This window comes from Microbulbifer agarilyticus (assembly GCF_001999945.1).
Lineage (GTDB): Bacteria > Pseudomonadota > Gammaproteobacteria > Pseudomonadales > Cellvibrionaceae > Microbulbifer > Microbulbifer agarilyticus_A.
Map to the genome: position 1 here is coordinate 1,534,961 of NZ_CP019650.1, position 15,985 is coordinate 1,550,945.

12 protein-coding genes are annotated in these 15,985 nt (G+C 52.9%); 7 read left to right on the forward strand and 5 right to left on the reverse strand.

Annotation, left to right across the window (positions count from 1 at the left end; genetic code table 11):
* Positions 1–99: 99 nt before the first annotated feature.
* The 6 genes from Mag101_RS06045 to alr are packed head-to-tail and all read left to right on the forward strand — an operon-like array spanning position 100 to position 6,141.
* Positions 100–1,536 (forward strand): amidase, encoded by a 1,437-nt coding sequence (locus Mag101_RS06045; protein ID WP_077402195.1) that lies wholly within the window; start codon positions 100–102, stop codon positions 1,534–1,536.
* The gene (locus tag Mag101_RS06050; protein ID WP_077402199.1) at positions 1,533–2,342 is read left to right on the forward strand and encodes a putative hydro-lyase; all 810 of its coding nucleotides are present in this window, start codon (positions 1,533–1,535) and stop codon (positions 2,340–2,342) included. The genes Mag101_RS06045 and Mag101_RS06050 overlap by 4 nt, the downstream gene beginning before the upstream one ends.
* A 10-nt stretch (positions 2,343–2,352) precedes the next feature.
* Positions 2,353–3,057: a 5-oxoprolinase subunit PxpB gene (gene pxpB / locus Mag101_RS06055; protein WP_077402202.1), complete on the forward strand. Its 705-nt coding sequence runs from the start codon at positions 2,353–2,355 to the stop codon at positions 3,055–3,057.
* Entirely contained in the window at positions 3,050–4,048 is a 999-nt protein-coding gene (locus Mag101_RS06060) for a biotin-dependent carboxyltransferase family protein (protein ID WP_077402205.1), read from the forward strand. The genes pxpB and Mag101_RS06060 overlap by 8 nt, the downstream gene beginning before the upstream one ends.
* A gap of 6 nt (positions 4,049–4,054) precedes the next feature.
* Positions 4,055–5,011 carry a glutamate cyclase domain-containing protein gene (locus Mag101_RS06065; RefSeq protein ID WP_077402208.1) on the forward strand — a complete coding sequence of 319 codons (957 nt, stop codon included), beginning with the start codon at positions 4,055–4,057 and terminating at the stop codon, positions 5,009–5,011.
* The gene (gene alr, locus Mag101_RS06070) at positions 5,008–6,141 is read left to right on the forward strand and encodes an alanine racemase (RefSeq protein ID WP_077402211.1); all 1,134 of its coding nucleotides are present in this window, start codon (positions 5,008–5,010) and stop codon (positions 6,139–6,141) included. Before Mag101_RS06065 ends, alr begins: the two co-directional genes overlap by 4 nt.
* Before the next feature lie 82 nt (positions 6,142–6,223).
* Here the strand turns inward: alr and Mag101_RS06075 are convergent, their stop codons facing one another.
* From Mag101_RS06075 to Mag101_RS06090, 4 genes are all read right to left on the reverse strand, one after another.
* Positions 6,224–7,207 carry an N-acetylmuramoyl-L-alanine amidase gene (locus Mag101_RS06075; protein ID WP_232325159.1) on the reverse strand — a complete coding sequence of 328 codons (984 nt, stop codon included), beginning with the start codon at positions 7,205–7,207 and terminating at the stop codon, positions 6,224–6,226.
* Positions 7,192–7,758: an NlpC/P60 family protein gene (locus Mag101_RS06080; RefSeq protein WP_232325160.1), complete on the reverse strand. Its 567-nt coding sequence runs from the start codon at positions 7,756–7,758 to the stop codon at positions 7,192–7,194. Before Mag101_RS06080 ends, Mag101_RS06075 begins: the two co-directional genes overlap by 16 nt.
* Positions 7,755–9,803 (reverse strand): M1 family metallopeptidase, encoded by a 2,049-nt coding sequence (locus tag Mag101_RS06085; protein ID WP_157520203.1) that lies wholly within the window; start codon positions 9,801–9,803, stop codon positions 7,755–7,757. Before Mag101_RS06085 ends, Mag101_RS06080 begins: the two co-directional genes overlap by 4 nt.
* Positions 9,804–9,982: 179 nt before the next feature.
* The gene (locus tag Mag101_RS06090; protein ID WP_232325161.1) at positions 9,983–11,125 is read right to left on the reverse strand and encodes an MFS transporter; all 1,143 of its coding nucleotides are present in this window, start codon (positions 11,123–11,125) and stop codon (positions 9,983–9,985) included.
* A 510-nt stretch (positions 11,126–11,635) separates the two neighbouring features.
* Between Mag101_RS06090 and Mag101_RS06095 the strand changes: the two genes are divergently transcribed.
* Positions 11,636–14,323 carry a TonB-dependent receptor gene (locus Mag101_RS06095; RefSeq protein WP_198040113.1) on the forward strand — a complete coding sequence of 896 codons (2,688 nt, stop codon included), beginning with the start codon at positions 11,636–11,638 and terminating at the stop codon, positions 14,321–14,323.
* Between the two features lie 67 nt (positions 14,324–14,390).
* Here the strand turns inward: Mag101_RS06095 and Mag101_RS06100 are convergent, their stop codons facing one another.
* Positions 14,391–15,977 (reverse strand): tryptophan halogenase family protein, encoded by a 1,587-nt coding sequence (locus tag Mag101_RS06100; protein ID WP_077402226.1) that lies wholly within the window; start codon positions 15,975–15,977, stop codon positions 14,391–14,393.
* Positions 15,978–15,985: the final 8 nt, after the last annotated feature.

The following is a 15,985-nucleotide window of genomic DNA, read 5'->3' on the forward strand; positions in this document are numbered from 1 at the left end:
GCCTATCGGTCCTACCTTTGGTTAGTCATTTAGTTTCAATCGGTTGGACCGTCACACTAATGCTTTCGAAGTTAGAAAAATAAAAGGTGCACCATGCGGATGGACATGTGTTACATGGATGCCTGTGAAGTGCGCGAGCACTATATCCGTCGGGAGTTATCCCCGGTGGAGGTGCTTGCAGCACATATCGAGCGATATGAGCAAATTGGCCATGAAATCAATGCGTTTACGCAGTGCAAGTTCGAGCGCGCGATGGAACAGGCTCGTGCTGCCGAGCAGGCGTATTCGCGTGGTGAGGCACGGCCGCTGGAAGGCATAATTACCGCAATCAAGGATGAGAGTTATGTTCGTGGTGAGGTGACCACTAACGGCTCGCGACTGCTGAAAGACAACGTTGCAGAAATCACCGATCCGGTGCCGGAGAGACTGCTCTCTGCGGGTGCAATATTTCATGCGCGCACGGCAACGCCAGAATTCTCCGTCGCTTCTTATACCTGGTCAGACCTGTGGGGGGTAACACGCAACCCCTGGAACACTGCGGTTACACCCGGTGGTTCGTCTGGTGGTTCGGCTGCGGCCCTGGCCGCGGGCCTTTGCACCATTGCCAATGGTACGGATATGGGGGGCTCTGTGCGCATCCCCGCATCTTTGTGCGGCCTAGTCGGGCTGAAGGCTTCGCACGGGCGTATCCCTGAAATCCCTCCTTACAACGTAGATCCCTATGTGCATCACGGCATGCTAACGCGCAGTGCCCGCGACATGGTGTATTTGTATAACCTGATTTCCGGGCCACATCCGGTTGACCTGGTATCTCAGATTGCCAAAGAGTCGGTACCGGCTTCGCCGCTTAAGTTGAAGGGACTCAAGATCGGCCTGTCACTGGATTTAGGATTTTTTCCTCTGGATGACGACGTGCGTCGCAACACGATTGCCTACGCAGAGCAACTGCGTACGCTGGGCGCCGAGGTAGAGCTGGTTACTCTGGATTGGGATGAACGCTGCATTCGCACTGCGCAGATTCACCAGGGTGCATCCATGGGACATATGCTGCGGCAGAAATACGACAACCCGGAATGTCGTGATCAGTTAAGTAGTTATGTGCGGCACTATTTTGATCTCTCATCTGCTGCCTCACCGGAGCGTGTTCAAGAGGCGAACGACTACGCGCAGAAAATGTGGCAATCGTTAGAGCAGGTGTTCCGTTCCTATGACTTCTTGCTGTGTCCGACGGTGTGCACTACACGGGTACCGGCTGATTTTGATTATGGTCGCGATTCGCTGGAAGTTGACGGCATGGCCGTCGATCCGGTGAAAGGCTGGTTTATGACCTATCCGTTTAACACCTTGAGTCGCTGCCCGGTGCTCTCGCTACCCAGCGGTTTCGGGGATAACGGTGTGCCTACCGGCGTCCAGCTGGTTGGACACCCCTACGCGGATGCCGCCTTGTTGCAGCTAAGCCTCGCTATCGAACTGGAGGTCGGGAAGTTTATTCACGCGGACAATATGCCGCTGAACGCTGAGGTCCAGGTCGCATGATCAAGCAGTGTCCACGTGTTATTCGTGCAGAGATTCGCGCCGGACGTTTTTGTGGCCCGACGTCTGGCCTAGCCGCTGGGTATGTCCAGGCGAATATCGCCCTGGTACCGGCAGAGTATGCGGATGAGTTTGCACGTTTTTGCGCACAGAACAATCGTGCTTGCGCATTGCTGTATCGCGCGGAACCGGGGCAGTTTTTGATGTCTGGTTTGGGGCAGGATATTGATATCCGCAGCGACATACCTCGTTACCTTGTCCATCGTGCCGGGCATATGGCAGAAGAAGTGACGGACATCCGTGCGCTATGGCGAGAAGATCTGGTTACCTTTGCATTGGGATGTTCTTTTTCCTTTGAGGAAGCGCTAATCGCAGCGGACCTGGAGGTGCGGAATATCGTCGAGGGGCGCAATGTGCCGATGTACCGCACCAATCGGGAGTGCACGGCGGTGGGCCGGTTCCACGGCAACATGGTTGTAAGTATGCGTCCCTTCAATGGTGAAGCAACCGAGCGGGCCTGTGAAATTTCTGGCCGCTATCCACTAGTACACGGTGCGCCGATCTTTTCTGGCGATGCAGCGGCATTGGGCATCGACAATTTGGACGAGCCAGATTTCGGCGATGCCGTGCGTGTGGATAACGGTGAGATACCTTCATTCTGGGCGTGTGGTGTTACCGCGATTGAAGCGTTGCGCAATGCAAACTTGCCGTTTTGTATCACCCACGCCCCGGGGCATATGCTTATTTCCGATCGGCTCAATGCTGAACTCGAGTTGGTGACCGATATCCAGTCGCTCGACTGGAACTAGGTGGTGCGTGATGTTTCAGGTCGTGGACTCAGGTGATACTGCGATTACTGTGTATCTCGCGGATAAGCCCAGTGAGTATTCGCTATCGCGCGTGCTGGATTTTGTCGACCGGCTGAAGGTCTCGGTTGGAGACATTCTGCAAGATATTGTGCCCTCCTATTGTGGCGTCACGCTGTATTTTGACGTTTTACGTTGTGACTATTTTCTACTGCGGAAAAAGGTTCGCGATATCGGACATGCGCTCGATGCGGAGCAAGCAATGTCGCGAGCGGATGAAGAAGTACGGCTTGTATCCTTGCCAGTGTTTTACGGTGAAGAGTCAGCACCGGACCTGGCAAGAGTGGCTAAGGCCTGCAATCTGACCATAGACGACGTTATCCAGCTACATTCTTCTCAGACCTATCGAGTTTTCGCGCTCGGCTTCCGCCCTGGTTTTGCATTTATGGGGGATGTCCCTGAGGCAATACGGGTTCCGCGCTTGGAATCTCCGCGCAAGCGCGTTCCTGCAGGCTCTGTTGCCATTGCCGGTAACCAAGCTGCAGTCTATCCGTCCGCAAGCCCGGGAGGCTGGAATCTTGTTGGCCGCTGCCCAACGCAGTTGTTTTCCTGTAGCCGTGGGCAGCCTGAAGTATTGCTTTCGGTAGGTGCGCAGGTGCGCTTTGCGCCGGTTTCCCACAGCGAATATCTTCAGCTGGGTGGGCGTTTTGATGAATAGTGTAGATTTATTCTCGTCCGGTGCCCCAGTACATGGCCATCAAGCAACCATTCTGAATCCCGGTGCGCTTGCACTTATTCAGGATCGGGGGCGCGTTGGGAGTCAACACTTGGGTATTGGCACCAGTGGCGTGGCTGATAGCCATGCGGCCGGTTGGGCCAATCGACTTTTGGGAAATGCCAGTGACGCAGCGGTGATCGAGCTCTGCTTCGGCAATTTTCGCATGCAATTTCAATCCGAGAGCAGATTTGCGATTGCCGGTGCCGACCTGGGTTGGCGGCTGAATGGTGTGCCATTGAAAAACTGGTGTTCCTATCGTGCAGATGTTAGCGCGATTCTGGAGGCTGGCATTGCGAACGATGGGTTGCGCGGATATCTGGCATTTTCCGGTGGCATCGGGTCGCCACTCGTTTGTGGGAGTCGTTCGACGAGCCAGGGGGATGGTCTCGGCGGGTTACGGGGGGACGGTAAGCCTCTGGCAAAGGGGGACTGTTTGACTTTCAGAGGGTTGGCAGTTTCTGAAACCGTCAAAACAACCACGCGCTCTGTCCCCGATCAGTTTCAGCGTACTTATGGCTCGGCGGTGACACTACGCGTTGTGCCGTCCAATCAATTTGATGCCTTTTCTGTGTCGTGCGTACACCGCCTGTTTAGTCGTCGCTACACGGTTGCAGCGGATTCTGATCGTATGGGAGTGCGTCTTACCGGTGATGCGTTACCTGAACCCCCAGGTAATCTTGTTTCCGAAGCGGTGAGCCCCGGCGCAATACAGGTGCCGGCCAACGGGCAGCCGATTGTACTGATGCACGATTGCCAGACCATTGGTGGCTATCCAAAGCTAGGGCATGTTTACCGTACCGACTTAGATCGCCTGGCACAAGCCCGCCCGGGTACCGAGGTACAGTTTGTCTTGGGGAATAGGGCGGAATCACAGCACGAGTGGTTATTGCAATCTCAATTTTTTTCCAACGTTACGCAAGCTCAAGGATAGGTGCCAATGGATAAGTTAGCATTTGAAAAAGGGCTCCGTCCGAGCACCGCACAATTGGCGATGCAATTGGAAGCCTTGATGGTGGCCGGTAACCTGCGCGGTATGGCTACCGTGCGTGATAGTGGCTATAGAGGCTTTCTACGCGATTCTGTGCAGGCACTTTTGCGGAATAGTGAACGGGTTGCGATTGTGAGTGGTTTCCCTGTGGGGGAGCACTTCGAAACCGACGGTCCGGCAGGTGCAATCGCTCTTGCAAATGGGTTGCTGAAGTTGGGGGCGGAGGTCGCTTTACTGGGAGCGGCGTCTTACGCCAAGGCTTTAGAGAACGCATTGCCCTCAGCAATTAGCAATGGTGATCAGTTTGCCGGAAGCATCGTATCGATCGAAAAAGATCAGAGCGAATTCCAACTCAGAAACTTCGTGAGTGACTTCAAGCCCTCGCTGGTAATTTTCATTGAGGTGCCAGGAGCGGGCGCAGATGGCACCCATCGAAATATGCGTTTTGAAGATATCAGCGAGCAAACCATATCGTGGGAAACTTTACTGACACTGGTTGCCTGCCCTACCATTGCCATAGCGGATGGCGGTAATGAGCTGGGTATGGGGCTTGTTGCCTCCCATCTGGAGCAGCTGCCAATCGCCTGTGCCTCAGCGAGTACGGATCATTTGGTCCTCGCCGATGTCTCTAACTGGGGTGCTTACGCGTTGCTCGCACTTGCATCCGCATGTGTAGGACGGTCGTTGCTGGAAGGATTTGAACTGACAACATGTCTAAATGCACTGGTAGAAGCAGGCTTTGTGGACGGTGTGACCCAATGCAGTGTTGCTACCGAAGATGGCCTGCCGCTTGCGCGGAGTGAGTCGTTTATCCAGGGTGTGCAAGCACTTGCCGCGCCAGTAGTGGCCGAGCGACATGTGAGTGAGCTTTTGGGTGCGGATCATCTGGCCTCGGGATACGTATGACGCGTCCTCTGCAAGCCATCGTCAATCTGGGTAGTATTCTCAGTAATTATCAGCAGGCAAAAACCTTGGTCGGTGGCTCTGTTGCCGCGGTTGTCAAAGCTAATGGCTATGGGCATGGCCTCACCACAGTTGCTACATATCTCGCTCCGCATGTGGATGCGCTGGCCGTGGCAACGCTCGAAGAGGCGGTTGAAATCCGGGCTGAGAATGTCTCGACTCGGCTACTTGTTCTAGAAGGTGTGTTTGATGCCGAGGCTCTCGATACTGCTATTCAGCTTAATCTCGATTTGGTTGTGCACAGCGAATATCAGGTCGAACTACTAGAGCGGTACCACCAGAGCGCCGTAAATACCGCACTCAATATCTGGCTAAAGATTGATACCGGAATGGGGCGTTTGGGGTTTCACCCGGATAAGGCTGCAGAGCGTTATAAACAACTCCATTCATTGAGTATTGTTGAGTCAGTAATACTGACCAGCCATTTTGCCTGCGCGGACGAACCGGAACGCGAAGAAAATGTGTTTCAATTAGCCGCCTTTGACGCCGCTGTTCGCAGTGTGCAACGTGCTCACGATGAACTCTTCGAGTCTAGATCTGAGACGACACCTTTACCGCAAAGTATTGCGAATTCAGCTGCTATTATCGCGCTACCAGCGGCACATCGGCATTGGAATAGGGCGGGTATCATGCTCTATGGCAGCGACCCTGTGAACCGAGCCGTTGATGGTTCAGTCGGCAAACAATCGTTGGCATGCAGCATGACTTTGCAATCGCGCCTGATTGCTGTTCGTTCAGCGGCCAAGGGGGAGTCGATCGGCTATGGTGCGGATTTTCGATTTTCGGAGGACGGGCGTTATGGGATCGTCGCTTGCGGATACGGTGATGGGTATCCTCGGCATGCCGGCACTGGGACACCTGTAATGGTTGACGGTGTGCGTACGCGCCTGATCGGGCGCGTTTCGATGGATATGCTAGCAGTGGATCTTTCCTGTGTCCCACAAGCTGTAGTAGGGGCTGAAGTAGAGCTCTGGGGACCCCAGCTATCAGTAGCTGAAGTGGCAGAATGCGCAGGTACCATTCCCTACGAACTGTTTACCGGCTTAACCCAGCGCGTTCCTCGTGTGTATTGACCAGGAAATTTATCAGCCGGGAAAATACGAATAAGCCAGCGGCATATAATTGCCGCTGGCTTATTCGTATAGCATCTTGTGCTTAGTTTGCGGCTGTTGCGATTTTTCCAGTAGGAATTTCGGGGTAGCTACTCAGCTTGCTCGGAAAATATTTCTCTAGCAGTGCGAGCATAATCGCGCGAGTCTGGTTGTCCGCTTCGCCGTCGACCTTCCATGAACGGAAGTGATACTGAAACGCACGTGTAAACAAGGAAATTTCTTCTTCGCTCGCTTCTTCCGGGTCGATTCCGTATCCGTAATCATTCATCCACTGTGCAAAGCGCCGACGCACACTGTCTCTATCGCTGGTGGTGTTGCCATTTAGGTACTCGAGATGACGGTTCACTGTCTCGTCGTCGTACCAGGCACCTACACCAGCTTCCGCGAGTTTTTGCCACGGGAACTTGGGGCCCGGGTCAATTTTGTAATGGGGAATGATATCGCCATGACCGACCACGCGGGTAGGGGTGATAGCAGGGTAGCGCGCCAGGATATCTTTGGACAGCGCGATGACAAGATCAATTTGTTCGGGGTCGAAGTCCGGAAAAAAGCATACCTGCTCGGCTTCAATGCCTGGCGTTGACTCGCTGGGGGGGCGGCAGTAGCTCTTGTTCACGATTTCGATGCCGATCGAGTGATCGTTGAGTTGTGAGCGGTCTTCCCACCAACTTGGGCCTGCATGCCAGGCGCGCCTATGCTCATCCACCAACTGATAAACGCGCAGGTCATCGTGAGGGTAGCTGGGATCGTCATTTTCTGGAATAAGGTAATGGGAACTTACTGGAGACGAACTCGGCTGAGTCAGCACATGCAACGAAGTGTCAAAATCAATGGCGGTAAAGTGCATCACCAGAAAGCGAACCCGCTCACTGGCATTTTTTGATTCAACAACTTCAATCTTGTAGTCGTCGCTCTTGTGGTTTAGTCCTGCACCGGTGGTGCTGCAACCACCACTGATAGTTGCCGCAACGAATGCTGCAGTCATAGCCAGTGGTTTGTAAAAAGACTGCATTACTGAGGCTGGCATAGTGACTCCTTCAGGCGAATACCAGAGTCAAAATCGCTTTGTGGAATCTCTTCGATTTTGACGAAACCATCATTTGACGTCATGCGATGGATATATTTTCCATCCCCAAGGGCTATACCAACATGTGTCAGTACGCCGTCGGCCCAGTTGCCATAGGTGTTTTTCAGGAATACTAGGTCACCGGCTTGAAGTGCGGCGATGGAAGCAATTTTTTGCCCAAATTCATCCGCGGCAAGTGAATCCACGTGTTCAGGCAGTAGCTTGTCGTTGGGGCCCAGCAAATGCGCGTCCCAAGGATTCTGGGTCTCCAAAGTCTTGAAGTGTGGGCCGCATGCGGCCACAAGGATTTCTCGGGTCCAATTCATGCACTGCTCGGCTTTTCCCACGCGATACTCCTTGTCCTCCCAAGGAAGCGCTGCCCTGATGAGTTTGGACGCCATGGGTTCGATATCTTGACGCGCATTTTGCGCTTTAGAGGTCGCGTTTGACTCGCTGCAGGCAGTAAGTGGCAGCATTGCTGCCAGAGAGAGAGTGGCAATGATTTTCTTCATGGATTTTCTACTTCCACACAATTATTTTTTCGATTGGTATCCGGGGTAAGCCATAAGGGGTCCACGCAGGCTGAAACTAGTTTTCGATCCAGTGGCAGATCCAACTGCACTGCACCATTCTTTGCGTTCATCCAGGCGTATACGGGTATTGTCAGGTTCTGCGAAGGTGCATTGTAAAAATCGAGTTGTAATGGAATTGGCAGCAAGCCATTTCCATGGTTTTCAATGGTCAACATGTACCAGTGTGTCTTCCGGGCCGCTTCGTCAGTTTCCAAAGAGTCTGCTGTTGCGTTAACTCGATCTTCGTGCAATGGGGCCGTGTAGCTGTCTATCAGGGTGGTGTCTTCATCCACCATGAAGTCGCGTATCTGGCCGACGGTATAGGCCATGGCTGGTGGTGAGCGCACGTCTTTGGTCGACACGACGAGACGTTGGTCCTCTAATGTGACGGCGCTGATCGTCAGGTCAATGTGTTTGTTCTCGTAGAACCAGTTACGCCAAAACCAGCTTAAATCGGTGCCGGAAGCGGATTCAATAGCACGGAAAAAGTCACCAGGCATTGGGCGTTTACCCTCCCAGGCTTTCGCGAAAGCAGAAAGCGCTGGGTCAAATACCTCAGGACCCAAGACGAGATGCCGTAATGTGTTAAGCATGCTCGCAGTTTTGTTGTAGGCGTTGTCGATTTTTCGGTACAGGCTATCTGCACTACTCATTATTGGCTGGTGCAGGTCGTGGTTTGTGTATCCGGCTATTGTGCGAGGTTCACCATAGATCACATCGAAGCTGGCCTCCCAGCTGTGCTCGGCGCGGTACTCAATAAAGCTCACCAGGCCTTCATCCAGCCAGGCCCACTCGCGCTCGTCGGTATTGATTTTCATCGGCAAGTAATTGTGACCAACTTCGTGTATCACGCTGCCAATAAAATCGTATTTGGTAAGGCGGTCCCATGCCGGGTGCTGTTCAGTATTCACTGTGCGTTCCGGGCGAGTAGCGACAGTGGCCAGGCCAGGATACTCCATGCCTATGCCCGCCGCATTTACGACGCTAATGCTCTGCATGTTGAGTGGCAGAAGTGCGTCGTCATAGACGCGCAAGGTGTGGTCAATTGCTGCAAGACCAAACCGCTCCCAAAGGGAGGCTGCTTCATGTGGGTAAAACTGTTGTAGCTTTCTTCCTTGAGAGTCTACTTTGGCCTGCCAGAGGAAGGCGGGTGAGGCGGCAAACGCGAAATCACGCATTGTTTCGCCGCTGAAGATCCAGCGGAAATCTTTGTCTGCCGACTTTTTTCTGCGTTGACTGGCTTCGCTTGGCCCAATAATAGTGACAGCTTCCCGAGATGCGCTTTCCAGGGCGTTGAATTGTTTTTTGTTTAATACCTGCCGAGGGTTCTGTAAATCGCCGCTGGCGGCCACGGTATAGTTTTCTGGAACCGAGATGGTGACGGAATAATCGCCAAATTCGGTAGAAAACTCCCCTTGTTGCAAAAATGGCTTCAGCTGCCATCCCGCATAATCGGTATAGGCGAGGGCCCGTGGAAACCAGTGTGCGGCCACATAGATTCGTGCACCATCTCCAAGGGTTTCGTAGCCGCTGCGTACGCCGGTTGCAACCTTGTCGGTGAGTGGAAGTGTCCAGGATATTTGCAGTGTTTGCGTGTCACCGGAGCGCAATGGCTCGGGTAGGGTAATCTGCAGATTGGTGCCTTGCTCACGCCATGTGAGGGTGTTGCTGCGGTTGTCCAAGACATTGAGGATATTAAATCCGCCCGCACTCACACGCGCCTGTTTACGCGACTGACTGCTTGTTTTTCCTGAGGTCAGGAGTTGAAAAGTGGCTTCTGCCTCCGGGCGAAATGCATTGTGATCCAATGCAAAATACAAGTGCGATAAGCTGTCTGGCGAGTTGTTCTGGTAGTCGATCGTCGCGGTAGCAGTAATTTCATGAGCGATTGGATCAAGTGTCGCGTTGATTGTGTAATCAACGGCTTGTTGCCAGTAATTCGTGGCTGGCAGACCATTGGCACTTCGGTAAAAACCGAGGTCCAAATCGGTCTGGGTCAATTTCAGGAAAGGGTCTGCGGATGGTTCTTTAGAGGCGGCTGCACTAGACCCGGTAGTATTCACCAGCAGGGAACAGCTTAGCCCCCAGATTGCCAAACTTCGCCATGAGGGCCGTTTGGCGCCTCTTGCGGAGCGTGTTACCTGATCCTTTGCGCTCGAGGTATTCATGCGGATTGTGCTACCAATGGGGCAGATTCCACTTCTCGCCGCTCGGTGATGAGTGCCATCACTAAGGTTGCGGCCATACAGGCCATGCCCAGCCAAAGTACGGCAGTAAAGTCGCTTGCGCTGATTAGGGCTGCGGCCAGGGGCGGGCCGGCAATTTCACCTACTTTGAACGCGCTGGCGCAAAGGACGATAAAGCGTCCGGTGTCGTCGACCCGGTTGAATTGGTCCATCAGTAGCGGCAGTGAGAAACTCCAGAAAAACTGGAAAACAATCGATGTGGTTGCGTACAGCGCATAGGCGCCACCGGAGTATTCTCCCGTGAGTATCGCCATGGTGAAAATTTGAATAATGAAGGCGGTTAGCAAGGTAAATGCGCGCCCCACAAACTTGCTAAGCCAGGGGGTTGCCAGGGATCCCAATCCGCTGATGGCAAACCCGATCCCCAATAAGTCACCAACATCTGCGCTGCTCAACCCCAGATTTATGCCGATGCGCTCGAGGTAGGCCCAAACTGAGGAAACACCACAGTAGTAAACCACTGTGGTGGCAAATACCAGCAGGGCTTTTCCAGAGAGCAGGGTGGTGAAAACATTACCACTCTCATTGGCTGGGGACTTCTGTGATTTGGGGAAACTCAGGAAACACAAAAGCAGGGTGGCCAGCAGCCAGCCGTTTAGATAGTGGAAGAATGGGTTGATTTCAGCTTCCCCCATTAATCGAGGCAGCGCGAAAAAGCCAATGGTGCCGAATACAACCTGTGCCGTAACCATCAAGCCAAAGGCCATCTGTGGGTTTTTCCGATCCCCCAGGCCTGCCAGCGCAATTGCGTAGGCAGAGCCGCAGCCGATACCCGCGATGATGCGGATAACCATCAACGTGGTAAAGCTATCCACCGAAAGGCTTGCCAGGTTACCAGCGATAAACAGTCCGAGTCCGGCGAGTACCACTGGTCTCCAGGACAGCTTTCGTACCCAGAAAATCGCTGATGTAGAGCTCAGGAATATTCCAATTACGTCCGCTGAGGCTAACCAGCCAATTTCCTGGCCGGAAAAATTCCCCCTATCTGTTAGTGCACCAACCCACAGTGGTAACAAGGTCAGGATCGAAGCCCCCATCATCGCAACAAATAGCAGGCTCACAAGATTCTGAAGAGAATTTGGCTGATCGTTTTTTGAGTACATGTGTTGTTACTTATTGTGTTTTTTGCTGATCAAATTATGCCCTTTTGCGTGCAGGCAATGGCACTTTGATTTTATGTCACCGGTGTATCGCGGCGAATGATTGCCAATCGGTCCGGGCGATAGACGGCTAGCCGTATTGAAACTATTTGATCGCTAAACCCAATGCTCGAGATACTGAGTAATTAGAAGCATATTTTATTCCAGCTGGCGCCAAAATTATCTTTTTGGGCAATTTTCGTCGTGTTTTTGATCTCGCCCTGTCGATTGTACAAATAAATAATTCCTAATTTGTAGTCATTTTGGAATTTTTTAAGTAGTCTAGCCCTGCGCTGTGAGGAATTGGCGCAATTGGATATGAGGTAACCAAACCAAACGTGCCCAAATGACAGCGATGTCACTTTGGTCAGGTTGGGGCAAAGGGACGCTGACAAGCACTAATCCGACTAACGATAAAAACGGAAAATGACTATGAAATCCAATGACTTCCGTAAGAACCTGCTAGCACGCGGTGTCGCACTGGCGCTCGCCGGCGTTGCTGCGCCTCTGGCGTATGCGCAAGATGCCGAGCAGCAGGATGAGAAGAAAAAAGAATCTGCTTCCCTGGAAGAAATCCAGGTTGTAGGTTTCCGCGCTGCTCTTGAAAAGAGTGTCAACGTAAAGCGCTACGCTACCGTCGTAATGGATAGCGTAAACGCTGAAGATATCGGTAAATTCCCGGACAAGAACATCGGTGATGCACTGATGCGTATCCCGGGTGTTGGTATTGAGCGTCGTTTCGGCGAGGCGGACGGTGTAAGTATCCGTGGTCTCGACCCCGCGCTGAGCTTGACCTACCTGAATGGCCAATCCATCTCTACCGCCCAGTGGTTTGAGGGTTACCGTCCGACTCGTGGCTTCCGCTCCGACATGTTGGCATCCGAGCTGGTTTCCTCTCTGGAAGTTTACAAGTCGCCGCGCGCGGACTTGCCGGACGGTTCCATCGGTGGTGTTGTAAACATCAAGACCCGCCGTCCGCTGGAAATGGCCTCTAACACCGTACACGGCTCCATGGAGTATCAGTACTCTGAAAACGCCGAGCGTTGGGACCCAGCATTTTCCGGTCTCTACAGCTGGAAAACCGAAGACGAAAAATTCGGTGTACTGGTTAGCGCCAGCCACCAGGAACGTTTCACTACCTACGACGCCATGGAAAACTACTATGGTAGCGGCGCGTCTGCGAAAGATACCGACGGTTCAGGCGACTTCTCGCACGTAACCTGGGGTGCTGGCCACGCGATCTTCCAGCAGCAGCGCGAGCGTACAGCGTTCAACGTTACCACCCAGTTCCAGCCTACCGAGCAGCTGGACATTACCGCGAATTACCTGAATTTCGCACTGTCAGCAGATAACGTGAACTCCAACTATCTGGTAGTTCCGGGCCGTACTGCCGACATCCGTAACGTGACCGCAGTGGGTGATTTCCCAGCCGGTCAGGGTGCGCTGAAGCACGATTCTTACCTGAGTGACGTGACCGGAGAATCTGGTAACGATTATTGGTTTGGTCCAGACACCTTCTTCCGTAACACCAACCCGGAAGCCCAGGCACTGGATATCGATGTTAACTACAGCCATGAGCTGTTTGACGCGCACGTGCAAGTGGGTCATACCGAAGCCGAAGGCGACATCATCGTGATCGGCTATTCCGGCATGATTAACACCGCCACCATGGGTGCTGCTGGCCTGACCGGTGATGAAGTTCTGACTTTGGACCTGACAGGTAACAAGCTCGGTGTGGAGTTCGAAGGATTTGACCCAAGTAATCCGGCGAACTATCCGCTTAGCATCCGTGAAAATAACCCACATATTCAGGATGCGGACGAAGAGACTTATGCTCAGTTCGACTTGACTGTTCCGATGCAGGACGCGGGCATCATCACCTCCGTTAAAACTGGCCTGAAATATCAGGACCGTACTAACGAGCGTTCACTGCATAACTTCACTGTCGACATTCCTGCAAGCCTTGCTGCTGGTACTGCGACCTATGCAGACCTGCCTGTAAATACCGGTTGCGGTCAATATCAGGAAACTGCGAAGAGCAATACTCTGACTTGTCTGCCGACTCTGGATCTGGACGGCATTCGCGACTTGTCCGACTCTCTGACGCCTTCCAACACCCTCCAGCGTGAAAGCCTTGCTGATTTCTATCAGATCAACGAGCAGAAGCTGGCGGTCTACGGCATGGCCGAATTTGAGTACGACAAGTTTGCTGGTAACTTCGGTGTACGTTTTGTTGACTACGACCTTGAGTCGGTTGCCAACCAGGACGACGCACTGCGCGTACCAACCAAGAACGACTACAACGAGTTCCTGCCTAGCCTGAACGTTACGTATGAGCTCAGCGAAGATTTGTTGATTCGTGGTGCTGCTGCTCGTGTTATGTCCCTGCCGAACTATCAGGATCTACGTAACACCTTCAGCTACAACAGCACGACTCGTACCGGTTCCGCTGGTAACCCGTATTTGGAACCCTGGTTGGCTACCCAGTTTGACCTCGGTATTGAGTGGTACTTCGCAGAAGGTGCGCTGGCCAGCGCGACTTACTTCCGTAAAGACATCGATTCCTTCCTGTTCTCTATTTCAGAACTCGAGACACACGAAATCATCGATGAGAACACCGGCGACTTCTTTACTGCGGAACTGGATATTTCTCGTACCCGTAACGGTGGTGAAGCCAAGCTGCAGGGTATCGAGCTTCAGTTGCAGGCGGAGCTGGGCTACGGCTTTGGTGTAACCACCAACTACACCTTCACTGATGCGGAAGTTGTGGACAACAATGGTCAGGACGGTTTGAACCTGCCGGGTAACTCCGAAGACATGTGGAACGTGACTTCCTACTGGGAAAACGACCGCTACAGTGCGCGTCTGATGGCGAACCATCGCGGTGAGTTCTTCAATGGGTTCCGTATCGGTACAGCCTCTGAGACTGAAGCGTTCACCTCTGTGGATGTGGCCTTCTCTGCGGAAGTTTCCGAGAACGTAACCGTGAGCCTGCAGGGCATGAACCTGACTGGTGAGCTGTACCGTACTAAAAACTCTCAGGATTCCTGGGACGGTATCTTCCAGCTGATCAACGACGGCGGCACCCGCTGGTTTGTAAACGCTTCGGTTAAGTTCTAAGTTCTTACCCGTACGATTACAACCTTGCAAAAAGAAACCGGCCAATGGCCGGTTTCTTTTTTTATGGCTAGCGCATTTTTCGTATTTTGTTGATGAGTGCCCGATTACTCGGAAGTACGTCGGTAATCTCAGCGCTGAGCTTTCGAATACGTGCAAAATTGGCTTGTGCGTTTTCCAGGTGGGGGAGTTGCCCCGCACTCCACTGGTAGTCGGCATGATACTCCATGCCGTAGAGAATGAACTCATAGCTCTCACGCACAAACGGCTCCAGCGCGCTTGGCATGTCGAACCGTGTGGGCGGGTAAAACTTCCAGAATTCCAGTTGTTCTTTTAGTGAGTCTGGCAGTGTGGTTTGATCGGTATTATCGAGCCAGAAGCCGCTGTCGGTACGTCGTGAGAGGAAGTAGTGCAGTTTGATGAAGTCGACCACACGATGCCAGCGCTGGGTAAACACCGCATTGTATTTTTTCTCTAGTGTGCCGAGTTGCTCCATACGCTGCGGGAACAGCTCGGTTAGCATATTGCAGGATGCTTCAATCAAAAAGATGGCACTGGCTTCCAGGGGTTCCAGGAATGCGGCAGAAAGCCCCATGCCGACGCAGTTTTTGTGGAAGACCTTTTCTCGGTACCCGAGGCGCAGGTCAATTTGCCGCGCATCGAGTTGATCTACATCGACAGCCTGGTGGTTAGTGTTTACAACCTGCTTGTTTAGTGCTTCTTTGTTGTAGGCGCGAAGTGTAGCCTCGGCCTCATCGGGAGAAGTATGGTTGTCGCTGTAAACATATCCCGTGCCCCGCCGAGTCTGCAAACCGATATCCCAGATCCAGCCCGCCGACTGTGCCGTGGAAAGCGTTGGGCTGCAGATTGGCGCTTGTTCGCTGGCATAGGGAACCTGCATAGCGACGGCCTTGTTGACAAGGAGGGTGTCGCTAACGCCACGAAATGGAATATGGTAAGTCTTATCCAGCAGTAAGCTGGCGAATCCCGTGCAGTCAATGAATAAGTCGCCGGAGATTTTTTCCCCCTGTTTTGTGGCGATGGACTCAATGTAACCGGCTTCGGAGACGTTGACGGATTCGACATGGGCAAGTAAGTGTGTCACGCCAAGTTTTTCGCAGGCATGTCTTCTCAGGAAGGTTGCGAATTTTCCGGCATCCAAGTGATATGCGTAGTTGAGAACCGTCTCGTATTGCGCTGTATCAAGTCCCTTGGGTGCAAGGTGGTGCATGCATGCTGCCGGTTGGGGAGAAATTGCTTCTGCATAGGATAGCCCCAGCTCCTTTTGCAGGTGGTGCCAGTAGGGCCCGGGTGGAATAGGCCACATGCCACGGGGAAGTTCGAAGGAATGAAAATAGCTTGCATCTTGCCCATTTTCAGCACGGGTATGCCAGTTAACAAAGCGCGTGCCTTGCTTGAAGGAAGTATCGCATTCGCGAATAAATTCAAATTCATCGATTCCAAGGTTGCGCAGTGTGTTGCGCATGGTTGGCCAGGTTCCTTCTCCTACGCCAATAATGGGGGCATCTGGGGACTCCACCAGAGTTACCGTGTATTCGTGATGCGTTAGAGGGTCAAGGTGACGTGCGAGGCTAGCAGCGGCGAGCCAGCCCGCGGTGCCACCGCCGACAACAACAACATTTTTTATTGATTTCATTTAAAACC